16 protein-coding genes are annotated in these 15,385 nt (G+C 66.8%); 5 read left to right on the plus strand and 11 right to left on the minus strand.

The window, feature by feature from the left end; genetic code table 11:
• Positions 1–9: 9 nt before the first annotated feature.
• On the plus strand, positions 10–1,785 hold the full coding sequence (locus tag ACI0FO_RS18400) for a M61 family metallopeptidase (protein ID WP_416028911.1): 1,776 nt from the start codon (positions 10–12) through the stop codon (positions 1,783–1,785).
• 44 nt (positions 1,786–1,829) lie between these two features.
• Here ACI0FO_RS18400 and ACI0FO_RS18405 read toward each other — a convergent pair whose 3' ends face one another.
• The 5 genes from ACI0FO_RS18405 to ACI0FO_RS18425 all read right to left on the minus strand — a co-directional run bounded on the left by ACI0FO_RS18405 (position 1,830) and on the right by ACI0FO_RS18425 (position 6,186).
• Positions 1,830–2,792 (minus strand): Bug family tripartite tricarboxylate transporter substrate binding protein, encoded by a 963-nt coding sequence (locus ACI0FO_RS18405; RefSeq protein ID WP_105559602.1) that lies wholly within the window; start codon positions 2,790–2,792, stop codon positions 1,830–1,832.
• A gap of 36 nt (positions 2,793–2,828) precedes the next feature.
• Positions 2,829–3,527, minus strand: coding sequence for a 3-oxoacid CoA-transferase subunit B (locus ACI0FO_RS18410; RefSeq protein WP_416028913.1), 699 nt, complete (start codon positions 3,525–3,527; stop codon positions 2,829–2,831).
• A 1-nt stretch (position 3,528) separates the two neighbouring features.
• Complete coding sequence (locus ACI0FO_RS18415; protein WP_105559600.1) at positions 3,529–4,194, minus strand: 3-oxoacid CoA-transferase subunit A; 666 nt, start codon at positions 4,192–4,194, stop codon at positions 3,529–3,531.
• Positions 4,195–5,163, minus strand: a complete 969-nt coding sequence (locus tag ACI0FO_RS18420) for a Bug family tripartite tricarboxylate transporter substrate binding protein (protein ID WP_416028916.1) — start codon at positions 5,161–5,163, stop codon at positions 4,195–4,197.
• A 72-nt stretch (positions 5,164–5,235) separates the two neighbouring features.
• Positions 5,236–6,186 carry a LysR family transcriptional regulator gene (locus tag ACI0FO_RS18425; RefSeq protein WP_416029283.1) on the minus strand — a complete coding sequence of 317 codons (951 nt, stop codon included), beginning with the start codon at positions 6,184–6,186 and terminating at the stop codon, positions 5,236–5,238.
• A 115-nt stretch (positions 6,187–6,301) separates the two neighbouring features.
• Between ACI0FO_RS18425 and pcaD the strand changes: the two genes are divergently transcribed.
• Positions 6,302–7,099: a 3-oxoadipate enol-lactonase gene (pcaD, locus tag ACI0FO_RS18430; protein ID WP_416028918.1), complete on the plus strand. Its 798-nt coding sequence runs from the start codon at positions 6,302–6,304 to the stop codon at positions 7,097–7,099.
• 22 nt (positions 7,100–7,121) lie between these two features.
• Here the strand turns inward: pcaD and ACI0FO_RS18435 are convergent, their stop codons facing one another.
• Positions 7,122–8,024, minus strand: a complete 903-nt coding sequence (locus tag ACI0FO_RS18435; protein ID WP_416028920.1) for an NAD(P)/FAD-dependent oxidoreductase — start codon at positions 8,022–8,024, stop codon at positions 7,122–7,124.
• Between the two features lie 123 nt (positions 8,025–8,147).
• On the opposite strand from ACI0FO_RS18435, the gene folB reads away from it, so the two are divergent.
• The gene (gene folB, locus ACI0FO_RS18440; RefSeq protein ID WP_006217044.1) at positions 8,148–8,507 is read left to right on the plus strand and encodes a dihydroneopterin aldolase; all 360 of its coding nucleotides are present in this window, start codon (positions 8,148–8,150) and stop codon (positions 8,505–8,507) included.
• Between the two features lie 2 nt (positions 8,508–8,509).
• On the plus strand, positions 8,510–9,604 hold the full coding sequence (gene ttcA / locus ACI0FO_RS18445) for a tRNA 2-thiocytidine(32) synthetase TtcA (protein WP_416028922.1): 1,095 nt from the start codon (positions 8,510–8,512) through the stop codon (positions 9,602–9,604).
• A 69-nt stretch (positions 9,605–9,673) separates the two neighbouring features.
• On the opposite strand, the gene ACI0FO_RS18450 is transcribed toward ttcA, so the two are convergent.
• The 5 genes from ACI0FO_RS18450 to apaG form a co-directional block, all read right to left on the minus strand.
• On the minus strand, positions 9,674–10,630 hold the full coding sequence (locus ACI0FO_RS18450; protein WP_416028924.1) for a D-2-hydroxyacid dehydrogenase family protein: 957 nt from the start codon (positions 10,628–10,630) through the stop codon (positions 9,674–9,676).
• 64 nt (positions 10,631–10,694) lie between these two features.
• Entirely contained in the window at positions 10,695–11,495 is an 801-nt protein-coding gene (locus tag ACI0FO_RS18455; protein ID WP_416028926.1) for a DsbC family protein, read from the minus strand.
• 141 nt (positions 11,496–11,636) lie between these two features.
• A complete protein-coding gene (locus ACI0FO_RS18460) occupies positions 11,637–12,806 on the minus strand; it encodes a UbiH/UbiF family hydroxylase (protein WP_416028928.1) in 1,170 nt (389 codons plus the stop codon).
• Positions 12,803–14,104 carry a murein transglycosylase A gene (locus ACI0FO_RS18465; RefSeq protein WP_416028930.1) on the minus strand — a complete coding sequence of 434 codons (1,302 nt, stop codon included), beginning with the start codon at positions 14,102–14,104 and terminating at the stop codon, positions 12,803–12,805. Before ACI0FO_RS18465 ends, ACI0FO_RS18460 begins: the two co-directional genes overlap by 4 nt.
• Positions 14,105–14,140: 36 nt before the next feature.
• Positions 14,141–14,515, minus strand: coding sequence for a Co2+/Mg2+ efflux protein ApaG (apaG, locus tag ACI0FO_RS18470; RefSeq protein ID WP_416028931.1), 375 nt, complete (start codon positions 14,513–14,515; stop codon positions 14,141–14,143).
• 128 nt (positions 14,516–14,643) lie between these two features.
• On the opposite strand from apaG, the gene rpe reads away from it, so the two are divergent.
• Complete coding sequence (gene rpe, locus ACI0FO_RS18475; RefSeq protein WP_416028933.1) at positions 14,644–15,372, plus strand: ribulose-phosphate 3-epimerase; 729 nt, start codon at positions 14,644–14,646, stop codon at positions 15,370–15,372.
• Positions 15,373–15,385: the final 13 nt, after the last annotated feature.

Below are 15,385 nucleotides of genomic sequence, written 5' to 3' on the forward strand. Positions count from 1 at the left end.
GATAGAAGCATGAAAAAATCAGATGCCGCTTTTCCGATACTTTACCGCCTTGCGCCGTTCGATCCGGCAGGACACCGCTACCGGATAACCCTAACCGTCGACACGCCCTCTCCGGAAGGCCAGCGCCTGTCGCTGCCGGCGTGGATTCCCGGCAGCTATCTCATCCGCGATTTCTCGCGTCAAATCGAATCGTTGACAGCGCATGCGGGCACGCGGCGCGTGAATGTCGACAAAATCGACAACCACACCTGGCAGGCCGCACCGTGCGACGGCCCGCTGCGCGTCGACTACGAGGTCTACGCCTGGGACTTGTCGGTGCGCGGCGCGCATCTGGACGAAAGCCACGGTTTCTTCAATGGCACCAGCGTGTTCCTGCGCGTGCATGGCCAGGACCACCTGCCCTGCCTGCTGGACCTGGAGCCGCCACGGGGCTTGGATGGCTGGAAGGTCTACACCAGCCTGCCGGAAGCCCGCGGCCATCGGGGCGCCGCCCGCCGCCACGGCTTCGGCCTGTACCTGGCGCCGGACTACGATGCGCTGATCGACCATCCCGTGGAAATGGGCACGCCGCATGTGGCGACCTTCACCGCCCACGGCGCGGAGCACGAACTGGTGTTCACGGGCGTGACGCCGAACTTGGACCTGGCCCGCATCACGGGCGATGTGAAGAAGATCTGCGAAACGCAGATCGAGTTCTTCGAACCGCGCACAAAGCGCGCGCCATTCCTGGACAGCGCCGACCGCTACGTCTTCATGACCATGGTGACGGGCGACGGTTACGGCGGCCTGGAGCATCGCGCCAGCACCGCGCTGATGACGTCGCGCAAGGACCTGCCGGTGGTGGGCCAGCAAGGTCAGGGGGAAGGCTACCGCGGCTTTCTTGGCTTGGTCAGCCACGAGTACTTCCATACCTGGAACGTCAAGCGCATCAAGCCTCAGGCCTTTGCACCCTATCACCTGGACCAGCCCGACCTGACGCGCCTGCTGTGGGTGTTCGAAGGCTTCACGTCCTATTACGACGATCTGCTGCTGTTGCGTTCCGGCGCGATCACGCAGTCCGACTATCTGCGCCTGCTTGCCAAGACCATCACCAGCGTGGCCCGCACGCCGGGCCGCGCGAAGCAGTCGGTGGCGGAAAGTTCGTTTGACGCCTGGACCCGCTATTACAAGCAGGACGAGAACTCGCCCAACGCGCTGGTCAGCTACTACACCAAGGGCGCGCTGGTGGCGCTGGGCCTTGACCTGCTGATCCGACGCGAGAGCGCGGGCCGACATTCGCTGGACGATGTGATGCGCCTGCTGTGGGACCGCTATGGGCGCGACTTCTATCAAGGCCATCCGCAGGGCCTGCCCGAAGACGGCTTGCCCGCGCTGATCCAGGAGGCCACCGGGGTGGACGCCCGCCGCTTCATCGCGCGCCACGCCTACGGCACGGCCGATGTGCCGCTGGCCGAACTGCTGGCCGCCGAAGGCATCACGCTGCAATGGAAGACGACGGCCAACATTCCGTCGCTGGACGTGCGCACCCGCAAGCAAGGGGACTCGCTGCTGCTGGCCACGGTGCTGGAAGGCGGCGCGGGCCATCACGCCGGCCTGTCGGCGGGCGATGTGCTGGTGGCGGTGGATGGTTTGCGGGTCGATGCGCCCGCAGGTCTGGACCTGCTGTTGGCGCAATACCGTCCCGGTGACCGTGTGACGGTGCATGTGTTCCGCCGCGACGAGCTGCGTGCGTTCCGCGCGAAGCTGCGCGCGCCCGAAGCGCTGGATTGCGTGCTGACGGTGTAGCGCGACGCGACGGAGTCTTGCAACAGGGACCCGCCGGTCCCTGCTTAATTCAGTTTGGCCCCCGAGACTTCCACCGCTTTTTTCCACGTCTCCAGTTCGCGGTCGATATGGCTGGCGAATTCGGCCGGCGTCGAACCCACCGTTTCGTAGCCGTAGCCCGCCAACTGTTGCTTTAACGCCGGCAGCGCCACGGCCTCGGCGATGCCGCGGCTTAACGCGTTGACGACGTCGGGCGGCGTGCCCGCCGGCGCCAGCACGCCGTACCAGCCATTCACCACGAAGCCCGGCACGCTTTCCGCCACCGTCGGCACGTCGGGCAGCAAGGGCGAGCGGCGTTCCCCCGTCACGGCGATCGCCTTCAGTTTGCCCGCCTGCACCTGCGGCAACGACGTGGAAATACTGTCGAACATCAGCGACACCTCGCCGCCCAGCAAGGCAACGACCGCCGGCCCGCTGCCTTTGTACGGCACATGCATCATGTCCACACCCGTCTGGCTCTTGAACATTTCAGCGGCCAGATGGCTGGTATTGCCGTTGCCCGCCGACGCGAAACTGAGTTTGCCGGGGTGGCCCTTGCCATAAGCGATCAGTTCCGGAATGGTATTGGCCGGCGTGGACAGGGGCGCGGCGACCAACATGGGCAAGGTGGCCACCAGCGAGACCGGCGCGAAGTCGCGGCGGGTGTCGTAGGGCAAGGACGGGTACAGGCTGGGGTTGATGGCATGCGCGGCCAGCACCATCAGCAACGTGTAGCCGTCGGGCTTGGCGCGGGCCAGTTGCGCCGACGCAATGGCGCCGCCCGCGCCCGGTTTGTATTCCAGCACCACCGGCTGGCCCCACTTCTTCTGCAGTTCCGCGCCCAGCGGACGGGCCAGCATATCGGCGCTGCCGCCCGGCGGATACGGGATCAGCAGGGTGACCGGTTTGTCGGGATACACGGGCGCGGCCTGCGCGGGGCCCAGGGACAGGGCGCCGAGCGACACGGCGATCAGAAGCGAACGGATCATCAGGGATCTCCTTGGCCCTCAAGCGGGCGCAAACCGTCAGGCGTAGCGCGGCACGCCCGCCGGGTCCAACACGATGATGCGCGGCGTCTTCGGGAAGTTCAGCGGCGCATCGGTCACGGAACGCAGGAAGGCCGCGCTGACGCCCGCCTTCATGGCGTGGACGTTCAAGCCGCCAGGCGTCACGTCGATCACCGCCAGGTCGGTATAGATACGCGTCACCACGCCCTTGCCAGTCAGTGGATAGGTGCATTGCCGAAGCACCTTGGACGAGCCGTCACGGCCGCGGTGTTCCATCGTGACCAGCACCTGCTTGGCGCCCACGGCCAGATCCATCGCGCCGCCCACGGCGGGAATGGCGTCGGCGGCGTCGGTCTTCCAGTTGGCCAGGTCGCCGGATTCGGACACCTGAAAGGCGCCGAGCACGGCGTAGTCAAGGTGGCCGCCGCGCATCATCGCGAACGATACGGTGTGCTCGGTGATGGACGCGCCGTCCAGCAGCGTGATCGGCTGGCGGCTGGCATTGATCAGGTCCGGATCCACGTTGTCGCCGCTGGCGGCAGGGCCCATGCCAAGGATCCCGTTTTCGCTATGCAGCAGGATGTCCTTGTCGGTGGGCAGGTAGTCGCCCACCAGCGTCGGCATGCCAATGCCAAGGTTGACGATGGAGCCGTCGGGGATGTCGCTGGCCAGCAACTGCGCGATCTGCTGGCGGGTCAAGCCGATAGTGTCTTGCATGTCAGGCCTCCACCCGCACAACGGATTTCACGAAGATGCCCTGCGTCATGACCTGTTCGGGCACGAACGAACCCAGCGGCACGACCTCGTCGACCTGCGCGATGGCGTGGCCCGCGGCCATGCACATCACCGGGTTGAAGTTGCGCGCCGCGTGGCGGTACATCAGGTTGCCCCAGCGGTCGCCCAGGTGCGCGCGGATCAGCGCATAGTCGCCGCGCAGCGGATGTTCCAGCACGTAGCCCACGCCGTCGATCACCTCCTGGCGCCGGCCGGCGGCCAGTTCCGTGCCGTAGCCGGTGGGCGTGTAGAACGGGCCCAGCCCGGCGCCGGCCGCACGCAGGCGCTCGGCCAAGGTGCCCTGCGGCACGCATTCGAGTTCCACCTCGCCGGCGCGAAACGCGCGCGCGAACGCGTCGGAATTGGGCGGGCGGGGATGCGAGCAGATGATCTTGCGGACTTGCTTGCGGATCAGCAGCGCGGCAATGCCCCGCTCGAACGTGCCGGCGTTGTTAGAGATGATGGTCAGATCGCGGCGTCCCGATTCCGCCAGGCATTGCAGCAATTCGTAGGGCACGCCGGCTTCGCCAAAACCGCCCACCAGCACGGAGGCGCCGTCGGGAATAACCGCCACGGCCTCTGCCATGGATGCTTGAATCTTGTCGATCACTTATTGCTCCTGCGCCAGTCCGGCCGTATCCACGATCTGTTTCCAGCGGGCGCGCTCCTGGTCGATGAACGCGCTGAACTCGGCCGGCGTGTTGCCGCCCGCCTGCCCGCCCATGGCCTTGAAGCGGTCGCTGATTTCGGGGCTGCGCACGACATCGCGCGTCGCCGCGTAGAGCTTGTCGACGACGGCCTGGGGCGTGCCGGCCGGGGCGACCAGGCCGAACCATGCCGTCACTACCATGTCCTTCACGCCCGCCTCGGCCATGGTCGGCACGTCGGGCAATTCGGCCAGGCGGCGGTCGCTGGTGACGGCCAGCGCGCGCAGCTTGCCGGACTGGATGAAGGGCATGGAGCTAGGCAGGTTGTCGATCATGAAGGTGAACTGCTGGCCCAACAGCGCGGCAACCGCCGGGCCCGCACCCTTGTAGGGCACGTGCGTGCCGGGAATGCCGGCGCGCTGCTTGAAAAGTTCGGCCGACAGGTGCGGCGACTGTCCCGCGCCGGAGCTGCCGAACGACACCTTGGCCGGGTCCTTCCTGGCCAAGGCCAGCAGGTCGGCGACCGAGCGTGCTGGCAAGGCTTCATTCACCACCAGCACGTTGGGCACGGAAATCACCAGCGTCACGGGCGCGAAATCGGCGGGCTTGTAGGGCAGCGTCTTGTACAGCGCGTAGTTGATGGCGTTGGGGCCGATGTTGCCCATCAGCAAGGTGTAGCCGTCGGGTTTCGCGCGCGCCATCGTCTGTGCGCCGATGATGCCGGCGGCGCCCGCGCGGTTCTCCACGATGACCTGCTGCCCCAGCTTGACGCCCAGCTTGTCGGCGATCAGCCGCGCGGCGATGTCGGTGGTGCCGCCGGGCGCGGCCGGGATGATGAAGGTGATCGGCCGTTCAGGCCAGGCGGCATGGGCCTGGCTTGCCACGACGAATGCCATCGCGCCGGCAGCCAGCCAGCGATGCACGTGCAACATGCTTGTCTCCCGACGTGATCATTGATTGATCAACTTGTGGAGACAGAGTGTGTGCGCGACGCGGGCAAATGCCTATTCTGCAATCTGGAGGGCGGCCTTCGCCTGAGGTGAACGCAGGCCTTGGACTTGCGGCTTTGCCGCGGCCTCTTCCTGCTGCGCGTGCCACAGGCGGTTGGCGACCGGCCCTTGCGGGCGGTCGCTGCGCCGGGCGGCGACCAGTTCCTCGACGCTGCCCGGCAGATGGCGGCTGGCGATCGACACCAGCCCACCGTCGCGCAATTCGTCTTCGATCAGGAACCGCGGCAGATGGCCCCAGCCCATGCCTTGCAGGATGACGTCCTTTTTCATGAGCTGGTCCGGCACCGTGCATTGCGGCGCGCCGTCCACCATGAAGTAATCACGCGGCGGGGTATGGCGGGCGGTGTCGCGCATCACGCATTGCGTGGCCTCGCGCAATTGCCGCAAGCTGACGGCACGGCCTCGTGCAGCGGGAAAAAACCCGGGCGCGGCCACCGGAATGAACGGCACCTTGGCCAGGTCCAACCATTCGATGCGCGGCTCCTGCTTGTCGACGCGGTGCAGGATCAGATCCGCGTCGCCATCCAGCAGGCGTTCCGCCGGGCCGCCGACGGCTTCGAAGTGCAGGTGCAGGCGCGTGCCGGGGCACTGCGCGGAAAAGCGGTTCAGCACCGCCAGCATCCACGGCCGCGGGCACAGATCGCCGATCACCACGTGCAGATCGCTTTCTTCGCCCATCGCCAACTGCGCGGCATGCGTGCGCAGGCCTTCCAGTTCGCGCAGCAGGCCTTGGGCACGGCGATGAAAGGACTGCCCCGCCGGCGTCAGCCGCACGCGATAGCCGCTACGGTCCAGCAAGGCCAGATCCAGCTGGCGTTCAAGCTTGGCCACGGCCGCGAACACGGCGGGATGCGAACGATGCAACGCCTGGGCGGCGGCCTGGAAGCCGCCCGCGCGCGCCACGGCGTCGAAGCACTGCAGATCGTGCAAGGTGAAGTCGCTGATGGGGGCCTCCAGTGTCTGTTTTTCTGACAATGATCGTCTAGACTTTGTAATTTCTTATCGCACGGCACGCAACTACGATTTGCGTCACCCTTTCCCTGACAAGGCAGATACCGCCATGCAAGACCTCTCGTTTTTCACCACCGGGGATGGTGTCCGGATGGCCTACCGCCTTGATGGCGCCGCCGACTTGCCCGTGCTGGTCCTGTCCAATTCCATCGGCACCACGTTGCACATGTGGGACGGCCAGATTCCCGCCCTTTCCCAACATTTCCGCGTGCTGCGCTACGACACGCGCGGCCACGGCGCATCGGGCGTGCCGGCGGGCGCCTATTCGATGGATCGGCTGGGCCACGACGTCGTCGAATTGCTGGATTGCCTGGCCATCCCGCGCGCGCATTTCCTGGGGTTGTCGCTAGGCGGCTTTATCGGGCAATGGCTGGGCGTGCACGCGCCGGAGCGCATCGGCCGGCTGGTCCTGGCCAACACGTCGGCCTACCTGGGGCCTGCGCCGCAATGGGACGAACGCATCGCCGCCACGCTGCGGGCGGCCGACATGACCGATACCGCCGAGATGTTCCTGGGCAATTGGTTTCCCGCCCGCATGCTGCAAGCCGGCGGCCCGGTCATCGACGCGTTCCGCGCCATGCTGATGGCCACTGACAAGCACGGTTTGGCGGGTGCGTTCGCGGCGGTGCGCGACGCGGACTTGCGCCGCACCATTGCGCTGATCACGGCGCCGACCCTGGTCATCTCGGGTCGCGATGACACCGTGACGGCCGCCAGCCATGGCGCGGCCATCGCGGCCACGGTGCCCGGCGCCCGGTTGCTGGAACTGCCAGCGGTGCACCTGTCGAACATCGAATTGCCTGCGCAATTCATGGACGCGGTGCTGGAGTTCCTGCTGGCGCGCTAGTGGCGGGGCGCGCCGGGACGGCTTATTCCCCTGCCCGCTCCCAGCGCCGCTGGATGGCCTTGGCCGCCACGACCCCGTCGGCCATCGACGTGACGACACAGGGGTGCATGCGGTGCGCCACTTCGCCCACGGCGTAGATGTCGGGCACGCTGGTTTCGGCGGTGGCGAAATCGGTGCGGATGTAGCCACGGTCATCGCGGGCCAATCGCAAGCCGTCGGCAAAGGCGGCTTGCGGCTCCCAGCCGTAGAAGACCAGGATCAGGTCGTAGGGCTGGCCGTCCACGCTGCGCCGGGCGGGATCCACCTGGTAAGGTCCGATGCGCACGCCTTCGCGGCCGGCGCGCGTGACCCACTGCTGCTGGGCGCGCACGCTGCGCGCATATAGATGCACGGCGCGGGCGCCGCGATTGCGCACATAGACGTAGTTCTCGAACGCGTTGTCGCCCCCGCCCAGCACCGCGACCGACAGGCCGGAGTAGTCCTGCGCGACGATGGGCGACCCCGGGCCGATCAGCACGCCGGGCCAGGATGCCCCCGGCGGATGGTCCGGCAAACCCTTGGCCCGCACGCCGGAGGCGATCACCAGCGTGCGTCCGCGCACCTGGGTCTGGCTGCCGTCCTGGCCGGTCAAGGTAGCCTGGATACCGCCCTTGCAGGGCAGCACGCCCGTCACGCGGGTTTCCAGGCGCAGCGGCACGCCGGCCGCGCGCACGCTGGCGTCGATGTTGGCCGCGACCTGCTGCCCGGTCACCCCGGGCAGCACGGCGATCCAATCGTCGGCGAACGGGTTGTCATTGCCCAGGCCGCCCAGGCGGGAGCCGGCTTCGACCAATAGCGGGGACAGACCCAGCCTGGCCAGCCACAGGGCGCAGGAAGCGCCGGCCGGGCCGCCGCCTACAATGACCGCATCGTGCATATGTTGCATTTCACCCCTTATTGACTGCGCCGGCGTCGTGAAGACGCTCGGACATGGCCGAATTGTAGCCAGCGCGCCGCCCCCGTTCCGCTGTCGCCTTACAATTCCGGCTGTCCCACCCAGGTTTCCATCATGCCCACACGCCGCATCATCCTTTCCGGGCTTGCGCTCGACGCCCGCATCGGCATCCTCGAACACGAGCGACGCGCCACCCAGCCCCTGCACGTCGACGCCGAGTTCGACGTGGATATCCAACGTTCGGTCGACGATCACGATATCCACAGCGTGCTGGATTACCGCCGGCTGCGCGAAGCCATCGTCGAGGAATGCACGCAGGCGCATGTGAACCTGATTGAAACCCTGTCCGAACAAGTCGCTGCGCGCCTGCTGGCCGACTTCCAGGAAATCCGCTCGCTGCGCCTTCGCATCAGCAAGCCCATGGCCTTTTCCGACTGTGCGGCGGTGGGCGTGGAAATACAGATCACCCGTTGACCATGAACGATATCGCTCCCCCCGGCATCCGCTTCCGTACCGAAACCGAAGAAAATGTGGCCCCCACGCTGCGCGCACAAGATGCGCTTGCTGCCCCCCAAGGGGGCTTTCCCCCCTTGGGGCGGCCCGGCGGGGAGACGGCCCCCACGCTGCGCGCACAAGATGCGCTTGCTGCGGAGAAGGCCCGCTACGAAGGCAATAAGCTGACCAAACGCCTGGCCCGCGAGACCACGCGCGCGCTGTCCGACTACAACATGATCGGCGAAGGCGACCGCGTCATGGTGTGCCTGTCGGGCGGCAAGGATTCCTATGCCATGCTGGACATCCTGCTTCAGCTGCAAAAGCGCGCCCCGTTCAAGTTCGAACTGATCGCGGTGAACCTGGACCAGAAGCAGCCCGACTTTCCCGACCACATCCTGCCCCAGTACCTGAAAGAACTGGGCGTACCCTTCCATATCGAAACGCAAGACACGTATTCCATCGTGACGCGCGTGCTGGAAGAAGGCAAGACGATGTGCTCGCTCTGTTCGCGCCTGCGCCGCGGCATCCTGTACCGCGTGGCATCGGAGCTGGGCGCCACGAAGATTGCGCTGGGCCATCACCGCGATGACATCCTGGCCACGTTCTTCCTGAACCTGTTCTACGGCGGCAAGGCCAAGGGCATGCCGCCCAAGCTGGTGTCGGACGACGGCCGTCACACGGTGATCCGCCCGCTGGCCTATGTGGCCGAATCGGACCTGATTGCCTACGCCGAGCTAAAGCAATTCCCCATCATCCCGTGCAATCTTTGCGGTTCCCAGGAAAACCTGAAGCGCAAGGAAGTGGGCCGGATGATCAAGGATTGGGACAAGCAGCACCCCGGCCGCTCGTGGAACGTGTTCAACGCGCTGTCGCGCGTGGTGCCGTCGCACCTGATGGACCGCGACCTGTTCGACTTCGTGGGTTTGAAGCCCACCGGCGTGCCGGACGCCAATGGCGACACGGCGTTTGACGCCGTGGATCCCGACGAAGACAGCGACGACGCCTGCGGCGATACGCCGGAAGCATTGGAACCCGGTGCCATCTTGGAAAAGAAGGTGACGTTCACGCGTCGCTGACGCCGATGGGTTGCGCGCATTGAATGGCCGCGTTCTGCGGCCATTTTTTCGCGCGTAACCCATCCCAGGTCAGGCGTTCAGCACCCGTATCGGCTTGCCTGCCTGGAACGCCTTCACGGCTTCCAGCGCATTTTGGTAGAACGCTTCGAAATTCTCGCGGCTGACATAGCCCAGGTGCGGGGTCAGGATCACATTGTCCAGGTCGCGCACGGTGTCGGTGGGCGACAGCGGTTCTTCGGGATAGACGTCCAGGCCCGCGCCCGCGATGCGGAACTTCACCAACGCGTCCATCAACGCTTCCTGGTCCACCAGGCCGGCGCGCGACGTGTTCACCAGATAAGCGGTGGGTTTCATCGCGGCCAATGCGGCGGCGTCGACCACATGGCGGCTGCGGTCGGACAGGATCAAGTGCAGGCTGACGACATCCGACGTTGCGAAGAGCTCGTGCTTATCCACCCGTTTGACGCCAGCGGCCTCGGCGCGCTCGTCCGTCAGGTTGGGGCTCCAGGCCACCACGTCCATGCCGAACGCCTGGCCTACCTTGGCCACGGCGGCGCCCAGCTTGCCCAGGCCCAGCACGCCCAGCCGTTTGCCGGCCAGAGGCTCGGGCATGGCGGTTTGCCACATGCCGCGGCGCATGGCCGCGTCTTCGGCGGGCAGGTGCTTGAACAGGCCCAGAATGTGCGCCCAGGCCAGTTCGGCCGTGGCGGTGTTGGCGTCCGCGCTGCCGGGCGCGCCGCACACGACAATGCCCTGCGCGGTGCAGGCCGGCATGTCGATGGCGTTGTTGCGCATGCCGGTGGTGACCAGCAGGCGCAACTTGGGCAGGGCGCGAATGCGTTCGGCGGGGAACGGCGTGCGTTCGCGCATGGCCACGATCACGTCGAAGGCCTCAAGCGTGGGCTCGACCTGTTCGTTCGGAATGAAGTTATTGAAGATCTGCACCTCGGCGCCGCCGCCCAGAGAGGTCCAATCCGCATAGCGCCGGGCTACGTCGTGGTAATCGTCGAGAATTGCGATTTTCAAGGGTGTCTCCGGGTGGCGTGGCGCTAGCCGCGCCAGCCAACCCGGCCGGCGCGCGCGGCGCCGGTCAGTTCAAACGGGCATTGAGTTGGTCCAGCGGGATCGCCCCGCTAACGCGCGAACCGTCAGCGAAGAACAGCGTGGGCGTGCCGCGCACCATCAGCTTGTGGCCCAGGGCCAGCAGCTTGTCTTCAGGCACGTCGCAGCTGGCCGTGGCGGGCTTCTTGCCGCGCACCATCCAGTCGTCCCAAGCACGGCCCTTGTCGGCCGCGCACCAGACGTCGCGCACCTTGTCCTTGGAATCGGGCGACAGGATGGGGTACATGAAGGTGTAGACGGTGACGTTGTCCAGATCTTCCATCGTCTTGCGCAACTGCTTGCAATAGCCGCAATTGGGATCTTCAAAGATAGCGACCTTGCGCGAGCCGTCGCCCTTGACCTGCTTGATGGCCAGATCCAGCGGCAGCTGGTCGAACGAGACGGCGCTAAGCTTTTCCTGCGATTCGCGGGTCACGTCGCGGCGCGTCATGGCGTCGATCAACGGCCCTTCCATGACCCAGGTGACCTTTTCGTCCGTGTAGATCAGGTCCATGCCCAGCTGCACTTCGAACAGGCCATAGGGCGTGCGGCGCACGGCGGTCACGTCCATGCCGGTGAACCGCTGCTGGAACCGTTCCTTGACGGCATCCGCCACCGGATCGGCCTGCGTGGTCGAGACGCTTTTTTCGCCCTTGCCAGGCTGGCCGACGGACTGCGTGGACACGGACTTGTCGCCCTTGGCGGGCGCCTGCGCCAGCGCCGTGGCGGACAACCCCAGGCCACTGGCCAGGAAACAAGCCGCCAGCGTGGCGGAGATGCGGAAGTTCATCAGTACTCCTGTACTTATCGTGTTCTTTGGACGCAAGCGTAACGCATCCCGGCAGTGCCGGCGGGGACAGGTCCGAACGCAGCGTGAAGCCTGTCAGACTGCCGCGCCTGGCCAAGGTTCAATGGCCCGCCGCGGCAGGACTCAATTGGCGGATGCGCCGGCGATCAGGCGGCGCTTCACCAGCGGCGCCTTGTCGACCCAATGCATGCCCGCGTTGCGCAGCCACACCAGCGGCGTGACGCGGGACGCGAACAGCTTGTGCAGGCCGTCGGTGGCCAGACGCATGGCCAGCACCGGTTCGGCGCGCGCGCGCTGGTAACGGTGCAGCACGCGCAGGTCGCCCGCCGTTCGGTAGGGCTCGCGACCGGCCACCGTGCGGGCCAGCGCTTCAACGTCACCCAGGCCCAGATTCAGGCCCTGCCCCGCCAGCGGGTGCAGGCGGTGCGCGGCATCACCGGCCAGCGCGATGCCGGGCGCCACCATCTGGGCGCGCTCTAGCGTCAACGGAAAACCGTGCAGCTTGCTGCGCACCTTCAGCCGGCCCAGGCGGCCCTCGGAAGCCTCGGCCAGCAGGCTTTCCAGCTTGGCGGCCTGCGCGTCGGCCGGCAATGCCAGCAAGGCCTGCGCCGGTTCGGTGCGCATGGACCAGACCATGGAAACTTGCGGGCCGTCAGCGGTATCGGGCAGCGGCAGCAGCGCCAACACGCCGTCATCGCGGAACCATTGGATCGCCGTGCCCTGATGGGCGCGTTCGGCGTCCAGGTGCACGACCAGGCCCGTGTCGTCATAGGACACGGCATCGTGCTTCATGCCGGCGGCCGTGCGCAGCGGCGAGGCGGCGCCGTCGGCGCCCACGAACAGTTCCGCCCGGATGCGCGCGCCGCTTTCGGTATCCACCGCGCCATCCTGGTAGCCCGTGCAGCGGTCTTCCAGCCACGGGATGCCGAACATGCGCACGGCCTGAATCAGCACGCGCTCGATTTCGCCGGATTCGACGATCCAGGCCAGTTGCGGCAGTGCCGCCTGCCAGGCGTTCAGGTTGACCTGTCCGTCCGCATCGCCGTGGATCTCCATGGCTTCGACCGGCATCAGCCGGGACGCGGGCATGGCGTCCCACACGCCCAGCTCTGCCAGAAAGCGCTGGCTGGCCGGTGAAATGGCATAGACGCGCGCGTGATAGCGGTTGGGGTCGGCGGCCGGCACCGACGCGCGCGGCGCCAGGACGGCGACGCGCTGGCCGCGGCGGGCCAACGCCAACGCGGTGGACAGGCCGACGATGCCGGCCCCGCAAACGACGATTTGATGGGTCATCTTGCCGAAGGCTCCCCTGCTTGCTTAGGCCACAGCACCCACATCTGGCCCCGTTGCTTCATGCGGCCCGCCTGCTGGCCGGCCTCTTCGCCGTACCCCCAGTAGAAGTCGGCGCGCGCCGCGCCGCGGATGGCCGTGCCCGTGTCCTGGGCGAACACCAAACGCTGCAGCGGCCGGTCGGAGGCCGGGAACGTGGTGGCCAGGTACACCGGCGTGCCCAGCGGCACGAACGTGGCGTCGACCGCCACCGAACGCTTGGGCGCCAGCGGGATCGCATAGGCGCCCTTCGGGCCCTGCTCGGGGTCGATAACCGGCTCTTCGCGGAAGAAGACGACTGCGGGGTTGGCGTTCAGCATTTCCTGCACACGCTTGGGATTGCGCTGCGCCCAGGCACGGATGTTCTGCATGGACGCCTGGTCGGCGGTGAGTTCGCCGCGGTCGATCAGCCAGCGGCCGATGGACACGTAAGGCTGCCCGTTGTGGTCGGCGTAGGCCACGCGGATGGTCTTGCCGGTATCGGGGCCGTCGGTCAGTTGCACGCGGCCCGAACCCTGCACCTGCAGGAAGAAATTGTCGACGGGATCATCCACCCACACAACCACGGGCGGCCGGCGGCCAGATGATTCGATCGCGGCGCGGGTGTCGTAGGGCACCACGCGCTTGCCTTCCAGCTTGCCGCGCACGCGCTTGCCGGCCAGATCCGGATAGATCGAACCCAGGTCGATCGTCAGCAGATCGGCGGGCACGGCGTAAAGCGGCCACTGGTAATTGCCGCCCTGGCGGCGGGAGCCGCGCACCAGGGGTTCGTAGTAGCCGGTGACGGTATTGGTGGCCGGCTTGCCGTCGGCCGCATTCAGGCGCCACGGCTGCAGATAGGTCTGCAGGAAGCGGCGCACGCCCTCGCCGTCGCCGGCGGCTGGCGCCCGGGAGGGGTCGACGGCCGCGGCGCACACCGGCTGCCAGGCGCGCGGCGTGGCGCGCGCGGGCGCGGCCAGGTTGCCGCTGGTGGGCCGCATCAAGCCGCGGCAGTTGCGCAGGAACAGCGGCCAGAACTGAGTCAGGTCATCGTTGGACCAGCCCGGCATCTCGGACCAGTTCGCCGGTTTGAACTTGCCCGCCAGCGCGCGCGGCGCGGTATCCGGCAGGGCCGACAGCGAAGGCACCACCAGGGGGCCTTCGGCCGTGGGAGGGCGTGTGCCGGGCAGGCCGGTGTCGCCGGAGTCGGGCGGGACGTCGGAGGGCGTGGAACATGCCGCCAGCAGGACCGACAGCACGGACAGGCTAAGAATGCGCTTCATGAGCAGAGGAGAAAACGGGGCAACGGGCCGGACCATTCAGTGCAGGGTGCGCGGCATGGCCAGGACGAATTCGGAGATCGGCACTTCGAACGGAATTCCGTTCTCGCCGACACAGTGGTACGTGCCGCGCATCGTGCCCACCGGGGTGGGCAGAGGACAGCCGCTGGTGTATTCGAAGGTCTCGCCGGGCGCCAGCAGGGGCTGCTGCCCGACGATGCCCAACCCGCGCACTTCCTGCACGCGCTGGTTGCCATCGGTGATGACCCAGTGGCGGCTGATCACCTGGGCGGGATGTTCGCCCGTATTGGTGATGCGGACGGTATAGGCAAACACGAATTGCTGTTCGCCCGGATCGGACTGTTCAGGCACGAAGCGCGGAGAGACAGAGACGCTAAGCTCGTAAGGTTTCACAGTCCTTCCCTGTGTGGCTGGGCGCGGTGGCCGGATGACGGCGCCGGACGCTTGCAAGACGCAGTTTTCGGACCCGCGGGACCGGGCTGTTCCCGATATCGCGCCTCAAACTGCAATAATGGCACATTATGCCCTTCCCGACCCCGAACATCATGTCACCCTCCACGGCCACCACCCGCATCACCCCCAGCATCCTGTCGGCTGACTTCGCCCGCCTGGGCGAGGAAGTCCGCAACGTTGTCGCCGCCGGCGCCGATTGGATCCATGTGGACGTGATGGACAACCACTATGTCCCCAACCTGACCATCGGCCCGATGGTGTGCGCCGCGATCCGCCCCCATGTCCAGGTGCCGATCGACGTGCACCTGATGGTTGAACCGGTGGATGACCTGGTGCCGATGTTCGCCAAGGCCGGCGCCGACTACATCAGCTTCCACCCGGACGCGAGCCGCCACGTGGACCGCACGCTGTCGCTGATCCGCGAAAACGGCTGTAAAGCCGGCCTGGTGTTCAACCCCGCCACGCCGCTGACCTACCTGGACTACGTCATGGACAAGGTCGACCTGGTCCTGATCATGTCGGTGAACCCGGGCTTCGGCGGCCAGAGCTTCATCCCCGGCGCGCTGACCAAGCTGCGCGAAGCGCGCGCGAAGATCGACGCCTGGATGCAGGCCGGCGGCCAGGAAATCGTGCTGCAGGTAGACGGCGGCGTCAAAATCGACAACATCGCCGAGATCCGCCGCGCGGGCGCCGACACCTTCGTGGCCGGCTCGGCCATTTTCGGCAAGCCGGACTACGCCGGCATCATCACGTCCATGCGCGAACAGATCGCCATCGGCGAAACCACCGCCATCTAAGGACCAGGACCCG

Source organism: Achromobacter marplatensis (assembly GCF_049060505.1).
Taxonomy (GTDB): Bacteria; Pseudomonadota; Gammaproteobacteria; order Burkholderiales; family Burkholderiaceae_B; genus Achromobacter; species Achromobacter marplatensis_A.

Excerpts from the sequence above, each read along its gene's own strand:
- ACI0FO_RS18400 (WP_416028911.1), top strand. The coding sequence starts at position 10 with ATGAAAAAATCAGATGCCGCTTTTCCGATACTTTACCGCCTTGCGCCG.
- ACI0FO_RS18405 (WP_105559602.1), bottom strand. The coding sequence starts at position 2,792 with ATGATCCGTTCGCTTCTGATCGCCGTGTCGCTCGGCGCCCTGTCCCTG.
- ACI0FO_RS18410 (WP_416028913.1), bottom strand. The coding sequence starts at position 3,527 with ATGCAAGACACTATCGGCTTGACCCGCCAGCAGATCGCGCAGTTGCTG.
- ACI0FO_RS18420 (WP_416028916.1), bottom strand. The coding sequence starts at position 5,163 with ATGTTGCACGTGCATCGCTGGCTGGCTGCCGGCGCGATGGCATTCGTC.
- pcaD (WP_416028918.1), top strand. The coding sequence starts at position 6,302 with ATGCAAGACCTCTCGTTTTTCACCACCGGGGATGGTGTCCGGATGGCC.
- ACI0FO_RS18435 (WP_416028920.1), bottom strand. The coding sequence starts at position 8,024 with ATGCAACATATGCACGATGCGGTCATTGTAGGCGGCGGCCCGGCCGGC.
- folB (WP_006217044.1), top strand. The coding sequence starts at position 8,148 with ATGCCCACACGCCGCATCATCCTTTCCGGGCTTGCGCTCGACGCCCGC.
- ttcA (WP_416028922.1), top strand. The coding sequence starts at position 8,510 with ATGAACGATATCGCTCCCCCCGGCATCCGCTTCCGTACCGAAACCGAA.
- ACI0FO_RS18455 (WP_416028926.1), bottom strand. The coding sequence starts at position 11,495 with ATGAACTTCCGCATCTCCGCCACGCTGGCGGCTTGTTTCCTGGCCAGT.
- ACI0FO_RS18460 (WP_416028928.1), bottom strand. The coding sequence starts at position 12,806 with ATGACCCATCAAATCGTCGTTTGCGGGGCCGGCATCGTCGGCCTGTCC.
- ACI0FO_RS18465 (WP_416028930.1), bottom strand. The coding sequence starts at position 14,104 with ATGAAGCGCATTCTTAGCCTGTCCGTGCTGTCGGTCCTGCTGGCGGCA.
- rpe (WP_416028933.1), top strand. The coding sequence starts at position 14,644 with ATGCCCTTCCCGACCCCGAACATCATGTCACCCTCCACGGCCACCACC.